The 13,429-nt window shown below is 60.6% G+C and carries 12 protein-coding genes; 8 read left to right on the forward strand and 4 right to left on the reverse strand.

Features of this window, described 5'->3' with window-relative positions; translation table 11 throughout:
- The first annotated feature begins 4 nt into the window (after window positions 1–4).
- Both DHV10_RS23070 and DHV10_RS23075 read left to right on the forward strand, forming a co-directional pair.
- Entirely contained in the window at window positions 5–1,381 is a 1,377-nt protein-coding gene (locus tag DHV10_RS23070; protein WP_109488783.1) for an efflux RND transporter periplasmic adaptor subunit, read from the forward strand.
- Window positions 1,382–1,446: 65 nt separating this feature from the next.
- Window positions 1,447–2,202 (forward strand): ABC transporter ATP-binding protein, encoded by a 756-nt coding sequence (locus tag DHV10_RS23075; protein WP_109488784.1) that lies wholly within the window; start codon window positions 1,447–1,449, stop codon window positions 2,200–2,202.
- A 134-nt stretch (window positions 2,203–2,336) separates the two neighbouring features.
- Here the strand turns inward: DHV10_RS23075 and DHV10_RS23080 are convergent, their stop codons facing one another.
- The gene (locus DHV10_RS23080) at window positions 2,337–3,200 is read right to left on the reverse strand and encodes a hypothetical protein (RefSeq protein ID WP_162601816.1); all 864 of its coding nucleotides are present in this window, start codon (window positions 3,198–3,200) and stop codon (window positions 2,337–2,339) included.
- A gap of 113 nt (window positions 3,201–3,313) precedes the next feature.
- Between DHV10_RS23080 and DHV10_RS23085 the strand changes: the two genes are divergently transcribed.
- Window positions 3,314–4,894, forward strand: a complete 1,581-nt coding sequence (locus DHV10_RS23085) for a DHA2 family efflux MFS transporter permease subunit (protein WP_109488786.1) — start codon at window positions 3,314–3,316, stop codon at window positions 4,892–4,894.
- Window positions 4,895–5,164: 270 nt separating this feature from the next.
- Window positions 5,165–5,623 carry a PA2169 family four-helix-bundle protein gene (locus DHV10_RS23090; RefSeq protein ID WP_109488787.1) on the forward strand — a complete coding sequence of 153 codons (459 nt, stop codon included), beginning with the start codon at window positions 5,165–5,167 and terminating at the stop codon, window positions 5,621–5,623.
- Window positions 5,624–5,738: 115 nt separating this feature from the next.
- Here DHV10_RS23090 and DHV10_RS23095 read toward each other — a convergent pair whose 3' ends face one another.
- Window positions 5,739–6,383 carry a carbonic anhydrase gene (locus DHV10_RS23095; RefSeq protein ID WP_109488788.1) on the reverse strand — a complete coding sequence of 215 codons (645 nt, stop codon included), beginning with the start codon at window positions 6,381–6,383 and terminating at the stop codon, window positions 5,739–5,741.
- 92 nt (window positions 6,384–6,475) lie between these two features.
- On the opposite strand from DHV10_RS23095, the gene DHV10_RS23100 reads away from it, so the two are divergent.
- From DHV10_RS23100 to DHV10_RS23115, 4 genes are all read left to right on the forward strand, one after another.
- Window positions 6,476–7,864: a serine hydrolase domain-containing protein gene (locus tag DHV10_RS23100; RefSeq protein ID WP_109488789.1), complete on the forward strand. Its 1,389-nt coding sequence runs from the start codon at window positions 6,476–6,478 to the stop codon at window positions 7,862–7,864.
- A gap of 36 nt (window positions 7,865–7,900) precedes the next feature.
- Window positions 7,901–8,695 carry an alpha/beta hydrolase gene (locus DHV10_RS23105; RefSeq protein ID WP_162601817.1) on the forward strand — a complete coding sequence of 265 codons (795 nt, stop codon included), beginning with the start codon at window positions 7,901–7,903 and terminating at the stop codon, window positions 8,693–8,695.
- Between the two features lie 60 nt (window positions 8,696–8,755).
- Window positions 8,756–10,147: a signal recognition particle protein gene (ffh, locus tag DHV10_RS23110; RefSeq protein ID WP_109488791.1), complete on the forward strand. Its 1,392-nt coding sequence runs from the start codon at window positions 8,756–8,758 to the stop codon at window positions 10,145–10,147.
- Between the two features lie 134 nt (window positions 10,148–10,281).
- Complete coding sequence (locus DHV10_RS23115; protein WP_109488792.1) at window positions 10,282–10,935, forward strand: peroxiredoxin-like family protein; 654 nt, start codon at window positions 10,282–10,284, stop codon at window positions 10,933–10,935.
- A 169-nt stretch (window positions 10,936–11,104) separates the two neighbouring features.
- On the opposite strand, the gene DHV10_RS23120 is transcribed toward DHV10_RS23115, so the two are convergent.
- Window positions 11,105–12,208: a hypothetical protein gene (locus DHV10_RS23120; RefSeq protein ID WP_109488793.1), complete on the reverse strand. Its 1,104-nt coding sequence runs from the start codon at window positions 12,206–12,208 to the stop codon at window positions 11,105–11,107.
- Window positions 12,192–13,199 (reverse strand): glycoside hydrolase family 20 zincin-like fold domain-containing protein, encoded by a 1,008-nt coding sequence (locus DHV10_RS23125; RefSeq protein WP_162601818.1) that lies wholly within the window; start codon window positions 13,197–13,199, stop codon window positions 12,192–12,194. Before DHV10_RS23125 ends, DHV10_RS23120 begins: the two co-directional genes overlap by 17 nt.
- Window positions 13,200–13,429: the final 230 nt, after the last annotated feature.

A 13,429-nucleotide genomic window follows, 5' to 3' on the forward strand; every position in this document is an offset into this window, starting at 1 on the left:
ACACATGAAAAAGATTCTTCTGATCGCCGCTGGTGTCATCGTTGCCATCGTCTTGGTTGTCGTCTTTGTTTACAAACAGCAGTCCGGCTATACCAAGGTCCTCACCGCCAAGGTCCACAAACAGGATCTGGCTACAGTGGTCAGCGGTACCGGCCAGATCAAGCCCACGACCTATGTCAATGTCGGCGCCAATGTCATGGGTCGAGTCACTCACTTCTACGTAAAGGAAGGAGACTCGGTCAAGAAGGGCCAGATCGTCGCCACGATCGAGAATGTCCAGCAGAGGGCTAACGTCGCCGGGCAGGAAGCCGCAATCTCCGCCGCCAAGACCGACATCAACTCCTACATCGCCGCCGAGAAGACCGCCGAGGCCAATGTGGAGCGCGCCAAGGCCGATCTCGAACAGAAGAAGCTCGATTGGGAACGCGCACAGAGCCTCTTCAAGGCCGGCATCATGGCCCGCCAGGACTTCGACAGCAAGAAAGCCGCATATGACACCGACGTAGCGACCGTTGCGCAGATGCAGGCCCAGCTGAACCAGTCCAGAGCGCAGACGGAATCCGCCCGCGGCCATCTCCAGACCCAGGTCGCCACTCTCCGCGCGAACCAGGACATGCTCGAGAAGACCATCGCCATCGCCCCGTTCGACGGCATCGTCACCAACATGCCTGTAAAAGAAGGTGAGACTGTGGTCACCGGCATTCAGAACACCGCCGGCTCAACCCTGATGACCCTGGCGGACATGAGTGTGATCACCGCCGAGGTCAAGGTCGACGAAACCGACATCGTCAATATCAAGAACGGCCAGCCGGCCGACGTCACCGTTGACGCCATCCCCGGCAAAGTCTTCAAGGGCCACGTGACTCTGGTCGGCGACCAGGCGCTTCTCCGCTCTACAGGTATCGCCACCTCACAGTCCACCACCGGCACCGAAGAAGCTAAGGACTTCAAGGTCGTCGTCACCCTCGATCAGCCCTCAGAAGAACTGCGTCCTGGCCTTTCCACCACGGCCAAGATCACCACCGCACAGAAATCGAACGTTCTTGCGCTGCCCATCCAGGCGCTCACGACCTTCACGCCACCGGCGCCGAACTCCAGCAACGGCAATGTCGAAGCCGCGTCCTCATCCTCTGCAAGCAAAACGCCTCCCGTTCAGGGCGTATACGTCATTGAAAAAGACGCACACGGCAAGCAGCGCGCCAAGTTCGTGCCCGTCACGACAGGCATCACCGGCGCAACCGACATCGAAGTACTCAGCGGCCTGCAGGACGGCCAGGAGATCGTCACCGGTCCATACAAGACCCTTCGCACTCTGAAGAACGGCGCTCTTCTCAAACGCGACAAGCAGCCCGTCGCCGCTCAGCCCGGCAGCACTACCTAAGCCGCTCACACGATCTGACAGAAACGAACAGGCCTTCGCAGCAGTCAAAACAAGGACAGGTTCACATGGCTCTCGACAGCGTCATATCTGAGGTGGAAGCGCAGCAATCATTAGGCCCCAATGGCGACATGATCGTCGTTGAAGACCTCTGGCGCACCTACGACATGGGATCGGAGCAGCAGGTCCACGCCCTGCGCGGCGTCAACCTCCGCATCAAGCAGAACGAATACGTCGCCATCATGGGCCCATCCGGCTCCGGCAAATCGACGCTGATGAACCTCATCGGCTGCCTCGACACTCCTTCGAAAGGCAAGTACTGGCTCAACAGCCAACTCGTCAGCGAACTTGACGATGACGAACTCGCCCGCATCCGCAACAAGGAAATCGGCTTCGTCTTCCAGACCTTCAACCTGCTCTCGCGTGCAAGCTCCCTCCATAACGTCGAGTTGCCTCTCATCTACAACGGCACCCCTGCCACGGAGCGCATCGAACGCGCCAAACAGGCTCTCACCAACGTCGGTCTCGAATCGCGCATGCACCACAAGCCCAATGAACTCTCCGGCGGCCAGCGCCAGCGCGTTGCCATCGCCCGCGCGCTCGTCAATCGGCCCTCCATCATCCTCGCCGACGAGCCCACCGGAAACCTCGACTCCAAAACCGGCGTCGAGATCATGGCCCTCTTCGACCAGCTTCAAGCCAAGGGCAACACCATCGTCCTCGTCACCCACGAGCCCGACATCGCCGAGTACGCCCACCGCGTCGTCCACATCCGCGACGGCCAGATTTACTCCGACGAACCCTCCAAACGCTTCAAAAAGTAACCTCGCCTCAATCAAAATCAAAACGGCCACCGCTCTCGGTGGCCGTTCCGTTTTCTTCGAAGTGTGTTTCCATCTGTTCCCTGCCCTACGTTCCTTGTCTTTCTGATCACTGAGCACTGATCACTGACCACTGCTCATTGCGGTCTCGACCTTCCCTCGTTATTCTTCGGCGGCGTCGTCACTGGCTTCCGCTCATACGTCGGCTTCTCCGCCGGACTGCACAGCGCCGAATCCTGCCCTCGCCTCAACCCCGGCACCGTATCGCCATGGCATAGCCGCTCCTTCATACTCGCCGCATCGCGCCCAAACAGCTGCAGATTGCTCTCCCTCGCCGTTCCAGAATCCACATCGTAGCGATAGACCAGATCCTCAGCAGCCCTCTGCGCTCCATAGTCGAGGTGACGCCACGTACCCAGCACCTCGTGTCCATTCGAGTCCGCCAGCACCGCAAACACCTGCGTCTGCGTCACGCCCAGCGGAGCCTTCGCGCTCCACACCGCAATCGTCTTCCCGCCGCCCTGCAGCCAGCGCGCCGCCCACGCATGCTGCCTCAGGTCGTAGTGCAGTGTCGTGAAGTACGTCGTCGCATCGCAATCCGCGCAGTCGTCATACAGCACGCCCAACTCCCGCGGCGACGTCACATCCAGCAACAGCCAATCCGCAATCCTCAAATTCGTCCCATCAACGATGTGCACTACCGCGTGATTCGCCAGCGAAACGCTCCACATCGAAAACGAATCCCGGTTAGGCGCTCCCTGTGGAGAGTTGCGATTCGTCGTGATCACCAGCGCCTGATCGTACTCAACCCCGATCTCCCGAATCGCCGTCCACTTCTGCTCCTCCAGCGCACGCCTCACCCAGTTCACAACGTCCTGGTCGTTCGGCGAATGGAAATCAACCCATCTGAAGTTGTCCGGAGCCTGCGCAGTACAAGAAACCGCACCAACCGCCATTGCCAGCGCAACCAAAGCACCAGCCCACCACAAGTGACCACGCATAGGTTTCAGCCTACCAAAACGCAGTAGCCACAGCTTTCAACCACGGTTCACATCTGTCCATCATCACAACCATCCAGCAGCCTCATCATGTAACCTCGTCTGTTCCGGTCCCCATGACCACCGCCGAGGCTCAAGCCAGATATCCACTCACCCAGGGCGTCAATCCGTGGCTGGTCACCTGCTCCGTCATGCTGCCCACCTTCATGGAGGTGCTCGACACCGCGATCGCCTCAGTAGCCCTTCCCTACATCGCCGGCAGCCTCTCCGCAACGAATTCAGAAGCTACCTGGGTCCTCACCAGCTACCTCGTCGCCAACGCCGTCATCCTCCCCGCCTCCAACTGGTTCGCGCGCCGCTTCGGACGAAAGCGCTTCCTGCTCATCTGCATCGTCATCTTCACCATTGCTTCATTCTTCTGCGGAGCAGCCCCGTCCCTCGCCGTAATCCTCCTCGCACGCATCCTCCAGGGAGCAGGAGGCGGAGCGCTTCAGCCTCTCGCCCAATCCATCCTGCTTGAAAGCTTTCCTCCCGCCGAGCGCTCCAAATCCATGGCCGCCTACGGCCTCGGCATCGTCGTCGCCCCCGTCCTCGGCCCCACTCTCGGCGGCTGGCTCACCGATACCTGGAGTTGGCGCTACGCCTTCTACATCAACATCCCCGTCGGCATCCTTGCCGTTCTCATGGTCTCCCGCTTCGTACACGACCCGCCCTACATAAAGCACGCCAGGGTCGCTCCGTTCGACAACATTGGCTTCGGCCTTCTCTGCGTCTGGACCGGCTGCCTTCAGGTCGTCCTCGACAAAGGCCAGGAAGACGACTGGTTCGGAGCCATCTGGGTGCGCTGGGCCGTCGCCGCCCTCCTCCTCTCCCTCATCGGCTGGATCTGGCGCTCATGGACCAACCCCCGCGGCCTCGTCGACCTCCACATCCTCAAGAACCGCAACTTCCGCACCGGCTGCTACCTCATCACCCTCCTCGGCGCCTGCATCTACATCACCATCACCATCCTGCCCCTCTACTACCAGGAGATCCTCGGCTACACCGCCTTCACCGCCGGACTCGTCGTCGGACCTCGCGGCATCGGCTCCTTCATCGGCTCTCCCGTCATCGGCATCCTCGGCTCCCGCATCGACAACCGAAAACTCCTCTCCGCCGGATTCGTGGGCTTCGGCGTCTGCGCGCTCTTCTTCGGCAGAGTGAACCTTGCCATCGGCCCCTACACCCTGCTCCTGCCCATCACCCTCACCGGCTTCGCTCTCGCCTTCGTCTTCGTTCCCCTTGCCACCATGACCACTTCCACGATTCCCCGCGAAGAGATGGGCAACGCCACCGGCCTCTTCAACATGCTCCGCAACATTGGCGGCTCCATCGGCATCGCCATGGCCACCACCGCCATCATTCGCCGCGCAGCCCTCCATCAAACGGAGATCGGCGCGAACATCTCAGCATCCAGCCCCGTCCTCCAGCAGAGTTCCCGCCAGATCGCTACATACCTCGGTCATCACCTCGGGCCCGCGTCTTCCACCTCCGGAGCCTTCGGGCTCCTCTACGGCAAACTCCTTAAGCAGTCCGCCCTGCTCGCCTACGTCGATGTCTTCCGCTGGACCGCGTTGCTCGCCTTCTTCTGCGCCGCGGCCGTCTGGCTCTTCGGAAAACCGCCCAGGAACGCCGCTCCGCCTCCCGGCGCGCACTGACCCGCCCGCCTTCGCTGCGCTCTCAATTTACTCGTAAAGAAGAAGTGCAAGCGATCCGTTGCGCATCGCTCAGACTTTCTTCTGCCGTACCCTCGACTTTCAGCATCTTAGTAACTGGATTCACCCAGCCTCTGCGGGTGCGGGTGTGATCCATTCAGGGGCAGGGCCGGTGGGGTTTTCGCGATTTCCCCTACCCAACTGGCGGCGAAGGAGAATCGCATGTCAGCCGCCAGACTCTGCCCTTTTCTATCCCAATCGGAGAAATCCCTTATGTCCTCCCCCTCAAAAGACCTCAAGGAAGTTGAATCCGCACTGCGCTCTGTCATTCAAACTCTGATTGATGGTCAGGAAGGCTTCAAGAAGATTGGCGAGCAGCTCAAAGACGAAGCTCTCAAGGAATATTTCCTCGCCGAATCCCTCACCCGCGCGCAGTTTCGCGGCGTCCTCGAATCGATCCTTCACCAGGAAGGCGTCCACGACGTGAAGGAAAGCGGAACCGCCGTCGGCACTGTCCTGCGTGCATGGGGCGACATCAAGGCTACCCTCGGCGGAGGCGATTCAAGCCTTCTCTCCACAGCCGAAGAGGCTGAAGATCAAACCCTCGAGACCTATAACAGGGCCGTCGATTCCTACATGCCTCTCCCGGTTCGCCAGGTCCTGACCACGCAGTCAGCCCACATCGAACAGTCCCGCGACTTCATCAAGTCCGCCCGCGATACCAAAAAGTAGTTAGCTTGTAGCCGCTCGACCTAACAGGCTTGGGTGCCCCAGAGCCCGCCCTGAGCGAAGTCGAAGGGTTTCGATTCTGACGCCTGGGATCCGGGTGCCCATTCGGAATTGTTCATCATACCGGTTTAGGCCGACGCATCAGTTCACTCACCAGTGGCAAGAACCTTCGCTCTTCCTCATCGTACTGCTCAATCCTTCCCGAAAGAATGTCGTAATACCACCCAAACACCTTCAGTCGGCCCTCACCTATCGCTCGTGATACCGACGGCTGTGCCTTCAAATTGTTCAGCTGCGCCACAACGTTCCCCCGGATCACCGAACACAACTCCGCGTGCGGCCCATCCTCATCCTTCAACGGCTGGCGATGTGAAAACGCAGTTTCCACATGCTGCAGCCACCGGTTTGCCTTCGGCAGCTTATCGAGCCCTGTCCGATTGATCGCCGCCTTGATCGCCCCGCAATCCGAGTGCCCGCACAGAATCACGTAGGGCACCTTCAGCACATCCACCGCATACTCGATCGTCGCAGTGACGCCATCCACATCGTTCATCGAAACCGGCACCACGTTCCCGATGCTACGGCTGATGAATAAATCGCCCGGCCCGGTACCCAGAATCAGATCGGGCACGATCCTAGAATCCGAACAGGTAATGAACAGCCACTCTGGCGCCTGCGACTCCGCCAGCAAGTGATACTGATCCCGCTTCTTCGGGAAAACCTCGGCCAGAAATTTCTTATGTCCTGCAATAACTCGCTGCATCTCGACCTCGCGCGACTTTATGTAACACCAGAACCAGCCTACCGCATCCGTTTGTTACGCTTTTATTCGGATCAACAGGAGCCGATCTGTCCGTGATCAAGTCATCCGTCCTCTACGCTGCCATCCTCGCCTTTTCTTCTTACCTTCCAGCACAAACAATCGACACCATCGAACCCGCTCTTAAATCCCGCATCGACGAGATCGCAGCCGGCGTCATGAAGCAGCGCGGAGTTCCCTCCGCCTCCGTCGCCGTCGTCAAAGGCGGCAAGCTCGTCTACACACACGCCTACGGCCTCGCGCACATCGCGCCAGACAAGCTCGCCACACCCGACATGCGCTACTCCATCGGCTCGGTCTCCAAGCAATTCACCGCCGCCGCCATCCTTCTCCTTCAGGAACAAGGCAGGCTCACCCTCGATGACCCGGTCGGCAAATACGTTCCCGGTCTCACGCGCGGCGACGAAGTCACCATCCGCCAGATCCTCTCCCACACCTCCGGCTATCAGGACTACTGGCCCGAGGACTACCTCATGACTCCGATGATGAAGCCGTCGACGCCGCAATACATCATCGACACATGGGCCAAAAAGCCCCTTGATTTTGAGCCCGGCACCCAGTGGCAATACTCCAACACCAACTACGTCATCGCCGGCCTCATCGTTGAAAAAGTCAGCGGCCAGAAAGTCATGGACTTCCTCGGCGAGCACATCTTTCACCCGCTCGGCATGAAGAGCGTCTGGAACTCTGACGAGAAAAAACTCACCCAGACCGACGCCACTCCCTACATCCGCTACGCACTCGGCCCTCTCCGCCCCGCTCCCAAAGAAGGTGAAGGCTGGATGTTCGCTGCAGGAGAGCTCGCCATGACCGCGCACGACCTCGCTCTCTGGGACATCAGCCTCATCGCGCAATCCGTCCTCAAGCCCGAGAGCTACAAACAGATGTTCACCGAAGTAAAGCTCAAGATTGGCACGGGCAGTCACTACGGCCTCGGCGTTGACGTGCTCAATCGCAATGGCCACCGCGAAATCGAGCACAGCGGCGAAGTCACCGGCTTCGTCTCCGACAACGTCGTCTACGTCGACGACGGAGTCGCCGTTGCGGTACTCACCAACCATATGGAGAGCGGCGCCAGCCAGATCGCACAGCTCTCCGCCGACACCCTCATTGGCGAAAAGCGCTCGCCTTCTGAAGAGCAGGCGCTCAACATCTATCGCGGCCTTCAGAAGGGCCAGATCGATCGCAATCTTCTCGCGCCCAACCTCAGCGACTACTTCTCCGCGCAGGCCCTCTCCGATTTCAAAGACAGCCTCGGACCTCTCGGCGAGCCTCTCACCTTCCGCCAGACCGGCGAGTCGTTGCGCGGCGGCATGACATACCGCGGCTACCGCGTCGTGTATCCCACCCGCCGCCTCAGCATCAGCACCTACACCTACCCCGACGGCAAACTCGAGCAATACCTCGTCGGGCCCGCCGACTGAACTGACGACTGGAAACTGGCAACTGGAAACTCTTCTGTGAGACTCGCTCAACGCATCGCTTTCACAACTTCGCTCACCATCGCCAGCCGCTTTATCCAACTAAGAGATCGCCTCCTCGGCCGGATCCCTCGCTCGTATCCCGCTTGCCCCAGCCTCCGCACCACTCGGCACACACTCTCCAGCGGCAAAAACCTGCTCGACGCAATCTTTGTTGAGCCCGAAGCCTCACCGCCACGATCAGCACTCCTCATCTGTCACGGGATTGGCGAAACCGCCCCGCAGTGGTTCCCCATCCAGCGCATCTTTGCCGAGAGCGGCATTGCCTCTCTCGTCTTCGACTACTCCGGCTACGGTCGCAGCACCGGCCACCCCGATTTCCACCAGTTCGAACAGGACGCCGTCTCCTCGTTCGCATTTCTGCAGCGTCTCGCGCCCGGCACACCCATCACGCTTCTCGGCTTTTCGCTCGGCACCGGAATTGCGCCCGCCATCCTCAACCGTGTCACGCCCGATCGCCTCATCCTCTGCGCCGGATATACCTCATTCCGCAAAGCCGCGCGCGCCGCGTGGATCCCGCCCTTCATGACGCCGCTCGTGCCGCCCATATGGTCCGCTCGCGAGGCCCTCTGCGACTCCACACTCCCCATCCTCATCGTCCACGGCGACCGCGACCGCCTCTTTCCGGCGCATATGGCTCACGAACTCCACGCCTGCACCAACCATCGCGCCGACTTCCTCACACTCCCCGCCCGCACCCACAACTCCCCCTTCTACAAACCCCAACCCGAATACTGGAACCCAATCATCAGCTGGCTCTTGTCGCGTCCTTAGTCCCTACGTCCCTAGTCCCTAGTCCCTACTCCCTACGTCCCCTAGTAAACTGTCCCTAGCATGTTTGAGAACCTCACAGAGAAGCTGCAGCGGGCCTTCAAGACCCTTCGAGGCCAGGGAACCCTTACCGAAGAAAACATGGACGAGGCTCTCAAAGAGATCCGCGTCGCCATGCTCGAAGCCGACGTCAACCTCAACGTCGTCAAGGAACTCGTCGAGCACATCCGCGCCAAGGCCGTCGGCACCGAAGTCCTCACCGCGCTCTCGCCCTCCGAGCAGGTCATCAAAATCGTCCGCGACGAGCTCATCGAACTCCTGGGCCGCGACACCGCGCGCTTCAAGTTCTCCTCCCAGCCGCCGACCGTCATCCTCATGGCCGGTCTCCAGGGCTCCGGCAAAACCACCACCTCCGGCAAGCTCGCCCAGTGGCTCAAGAAGGGCGGACACCGCCCCATGCTCGTCTCCGTCGACGTCTACCGTCCCGCCGCCCGCGAGCAGCTCAAAGTTGTCGCTAAGTCCATCGACGCCCGCCTCTACGAGGGCAAAGTTGACGGCCAGGCAGCCGACTCCAAACTCGTCGAACGCCTCGCCACCGAAGCCCGCCGCGAAGCCCGCATCCTCGCCTGCGACACCCTCATCGTCGACACCGCCGGCCGCCTCCACGTCGACGAAGAGCTCATGTCCGAAATGGAGCAGCTCAAGAAGCTCCTCAATCCCTCCGAAATCCTCTTCGTCGCCGACGCCATGACTGGACAGGACGCCGTAAACTCGGCGCAGGACTTCCACAAGCGCCTCGGCCTCACCGGCGTCGTCCTCACCAAAATGGATGGCGACTCCCGCGGCGGCGCAGCTCTCTCCATCCGCCACGTCACCGGCCAGCCCATCAAGTTCATCGGCACCGGCGAAAAACCCGACGCCTTCGAGCCCTTCCATCCTGACCGCATCGTCGGCCGCATCCTCGGCATGGGCGACATGCTCTCGCTGATCGAAAAAGCCGAGTCCGCCCTCGACAAGAAGAAGTCAGAAGAATTCGCAAAGAAGGCTCTCCTCGGAGATGGCTTCACGCTCGAAGACTTCCGCGATCAGTTGAAGCAGATCAAGAAGCTCGGCTCCATCGAATCCATCCTCAAGATGATGCCCTCCGTCGGCCCGTTTGCCGGACTTCAGCAGGCCGCCGGCCAGGTCGACGAAAAACAGTTCGTGCGCCTCGAAGCAATGATCAGTTCCATGACGCCCTACGAGCGTCGCAACCACGAAGTCATCTCCGGCTCGCGCCGCAAACGCATCGCCGCCGGCTCCGGCACCTCCGTACAGGAAGTGAACCAACTCCTCCGCCAGTACGCCCAGATGAGCAAAATGTTCAAGCAAATGGGGAAAGGTGGCCTCGCCAAGCAGATGCTCCGCGGCGGCATGTCCGGGCTCATGGGCGGCCGCCAAAAATTCGGACGATGAAGTTTGTCTCCGTCTCTCAACACCAACTGTCATCCTGAGCGCACGGGGCCCCAAGCGTACTTTTCAGCTTGGGGTGGTAAGCGAAGGATCTGCTTTTTTCGAAGCGCACAAGGGCCTGACCCGCTGAACCAAGAATGACCCCTCTCCAGGACCAACTCGACGAGATCACATCCAACACGCGCCACCTCGTCCAGCCCGAGCGCCTCGCCATCAGCGAACGCGCCGTCGAAGACCTCTTCGTCACCGGTATCGAAGACCGCATACTCCCCGCCGGCGCGCAAGCACCCGATTTCGCCCTCAAAGACTCAAGCGGCAAACTCGTCCGCTCCCGAGATATCCTCGCCCTCGGCCCTCTCGTCATCAAGTTCTTCCGCGGACGCTGGTGCCCCTATTGCGTCACCGAACTCGAGACCTGGCGCGACCTCTACGGCAAACTCCGCGAGGGCGGCGCATTGTTGGTCGCCATCACGCCGCAAACCGAACGCCAGAGCGACTTCATGGTAGGCCAGCACGGGCTTCCCTTCCCCGTCCTCTCCGATCCCGGCAACCTAGTCGCAGAGAAGTTCGGCCTCGTCTACACCATTCCCGATTACCACCGCGACTACTACCTCTCCATCCTCGTAAATCTACCGTTCATCAACGGCGACAAGAGCTGGCGACTTCCCCTCCCCGCCACCTACGTCATCGAAAGAGACGACAAGGTCCTCTACGCCGAAGCCCACGCCGACTTCCGCGTCCGCCCCGAACCCGAAGAGGCCCTCTCCGCCTGCCGCATCCATCTCCGCTGATCAGCATCGCGCAACCGTTCGGTTGCAATCAGATTCCAAGTTGGTGAAAGTGGGCGCCGCCGAGCCTGTCCTGAGCGCAGCCGAGGCTCCCACGCATTTGGGGACCGGGAATCAAGTTCATGCTTGAAGATCTGGGTGCCCCACATCTCGCAGAGATGTGGGAACCAACTCACTTCACCGGCGAACTCCCACCCGGCAACCCCACCTGCTCCGCCGGCGGCAGTGTCCGCGTCTCGTGCCACTTCTGAATCACGTTCTGCCACGCCATCGACCACCCCACCCATAACTGCGCCGCGCGATCATACCGCGCCTGATTCACATCCAGCCAGTACGGCCGATTATCTCTCAGCCATGCATCGCGATAGAGCCTTCCCAGCTGCGCATACCCGTCTCGGATATCCTCGAACCGCCCATTGTTCGACCCGATCGTGTACATCGCCTCGCCCACTTCATCCCAGCGCTTCTTATCACCCGAAGCCGCAGCCGCCTGAGCCTTCGCATACAGATCCGCGCACTCCTGCGCAAACTGGAACTTCAGCCCGATGAAGTCGATCCGCCGCGCGCCGAGCTGCAGCGCGTCCAGCGCCTCCTGATTCTCCAGCTTCCCCGCAGCCCTCGCCTGCGCCAGCAGAGTAATCGCCTTCTCCGCATGAAGCCGCAATTCCGAGACAACCGGCATCAGCTTCGCCGAAATCTCCCGTCCCTCCGGTGAATATGGATCGGCCCAGAAATACCGGTCCTCTGCGCCATACAAGTCGACCTTGCGCAACACCGCATGCGCCGCCATCAGCTCCTGCTGCGCCTGGCTGATCTTCCCAGTCTCGTCGCCGTGAAATGCCTGCCCATACGCCGCCGTGAAGTTCTCGGCAGAACTCTCGCCCGGCTGCCACGCCGCCGCCGCCCCAAACAGCAGCCCAAACCAGTTCTCGTCCTCGATGCCTTCGCCGTCATCATTCCAAACCGTATTCAGCAAGCCCTTAGCGCCCAGCTTCTGCCCATCCCGCACGAAGTTCTTGATGTTCCCCAGCGCCTCGTTGTTATCCGGATACACGCGGTTCCAGTTATTCACGCCCGTCGCCACCCACGTCTCCAGGCCCGACTTCAAAAACGGCTCCAGATTCTGCGTGAAGTCCGGCTTGTTGTCGTAGTGCCACGAAACCGCAATCATGTCCTTCGGCAGCGTGCCCACCAGCTCCGGCGAGTTCTCCGCAATGTCACCCCAGAACAGCAGCCGCTTGTGCAGCGGCGCAAGCTCCTCATGAATCTTCCCCAAAAAAATCCAGATACACTTTCCCTAATCCCTGCTGCGCCACCTGGTCGTGCGTTCGTCCCAGCCCAAGCTGGTCTGTCTCATCCGCGCCGATATGCGCATACGGCCCCGGAAACACCTTCGCCAACTCGCCGAACCACTCGCCGATCTGCGGCAGGCTCGCCGCATCCCCGGGCGCCAGCACCGCTCCATGCGGCGTCTCGCCCAGCTTTGAGTACTCCTCGAACTTCAGCACATGATGCAGATGCCCGAACGCCTCCTGCTCCGGAATGATCGTGATGTGATACTTCGCCGCGAACTCGACCAGTTCTTTCCCTTCTTCCGGAGTCATCGCGCCACCGGGAAACGCCGCCACCGGAGTGCTCGCATACGCAAATGTGTGCTCGAAGTAGGGCGAGAAGATGTTGTACTTGTAAGCCGCCAGCGTGCGAATCTCACGTTTCAGGAACTCCATATTCGGCAGCGGCCCGCGCGACCAGTCGTCCGAAATTCCCCGGTGCGGCATCGCCGGCCAATCCCGAATCGTCGGCACCAGCAGCACCGCATCCTTCCCCGCCCCGCGCACCAACTGCTTCACCGTCTGCGCACCATAGAAGATTCCAGCAGACGTCGCCGCCCGCACCACCAGTTCATGCGCACCGACGGGCTCGATCTGATAGGCCTCGTCCGAAGTGTCTGAAATCTCCTTCGCTCGTGCGCTGCTCACGCGCTCGAGCCGAATCGTAGTCATCTGATTCGTTCGAGCATTCAGTCTTGCTTTCGGAACCCCGCGAGCGTACAGACCCTTGCCCAGATCTTCAGCGCTGAACTCGTCCTCCGGATTCACCCCGGATATGACGCGCAATCCACCCGCTCCGATCGCGAACGACTTCACCGCCTTGCACTCCCGCACCGCCGGCACCAGCTTCAGATCCGCACACGAGGGCACACTCTGCGCCGCAGCACCCATCATCCCAAACAAAACACAAGAAGCACCCAGCGCACCAAACCGCATCAGAACCCCCAATAAAAACGTTTGAACCCAGCCCCGCCAGACTAAATCCTGCCTCCCGTCCGCACAACTGTGAACCTTGGCTCTGAATTGATCTTCGGCGTTGCAAGAAGCGTCAGGGCACGACTTCAGTCGTGCCGATAGACGCCTTCTCTGAAGAGATTCCCGCGGGCTTCAGCCCGCGCGATCGCATGTACAACAACAAAACGGAGGGAGCAGGAGCCTTCAGGCCC

Origin of the sequence: Occallatibacter savannae (assembly GCF_003131205.1) — a bacterium.
Taxonomy (GTDB): domain Bacteria; phylum Acidobacteriota; class Terriglobia; order Terriglobales; family Acidobacteriaceae; genus Telmatobacter; species Telmatobacter savannae.

Excerpts from the sequence above, each read along its gene's own strand:
- DHV10_RS23070 (WP_109488783.1), top strand. The coding sequence starts at position 5 with ATGAAAAAGATTCTTCTGATCGCCGCTGGTGTCATCGTTGCCATCGTC.
- DHV10_RS23075 (WP_109488784.1), top strand. The coding sequence starts at position 1,447 with ATGGCTCTCGACAGCGTCATATCTGAGGTGGAAGCGCAGCAATCATTA.
- DHV10_RS23080 (WP_162601816.1), bottom strand. The coding sequence starts at position 3,200 with ATGCGTGGTCACTTGTGGTGGGCTGGTGCTTTGGTTGCGCTGGCAATG.
- DHV10_RS23085 (WP_109488786.1), top strand. The coding sequence starts at position 3,314 with ATGACCACCGCCGAGGCTCAAGCCAGATATCCACTCACCCAGGGCGTC.
- DHV10_RS23090 (WP_109488787.1), top strand. The coding sequence starts at position 5,165 with ATGTCCTCCCCCTCAAAAGACCTCAAGGAAGTTGAATCCGCACTGCGC.
- DHV10_RS23095 (WP_109488788.1), bottom strand. The coding sequence starts at position 6,383 with ATGCAGCGAGTTATTGCAGGACATAAGAAATTTCTGGCCGAGGTTTTC.
- ffh (WP_109488791.1), top strand. The coding sequence starts at position 8,756 with ATGTTTGAGAACCTCACAGAGAAGCTGCAGCGGGCCTTCAAGACCCTT.
- DHV10_RS23115 (WP_109488792.1), top strand. The coding sequence starts at position 10,282 with ATGACCCCTCTCCAGGACCAACTCGACGAGATCACATCCAACACGCGC.
- DHV10_RS23125 (WP_162601818.1), bottom strand. The coding sequence starts at position 13,199 with ATGCGGTTTGGTGCGCTGGGTGCTTCTTGTGTTTTGTTTGGGATGATG.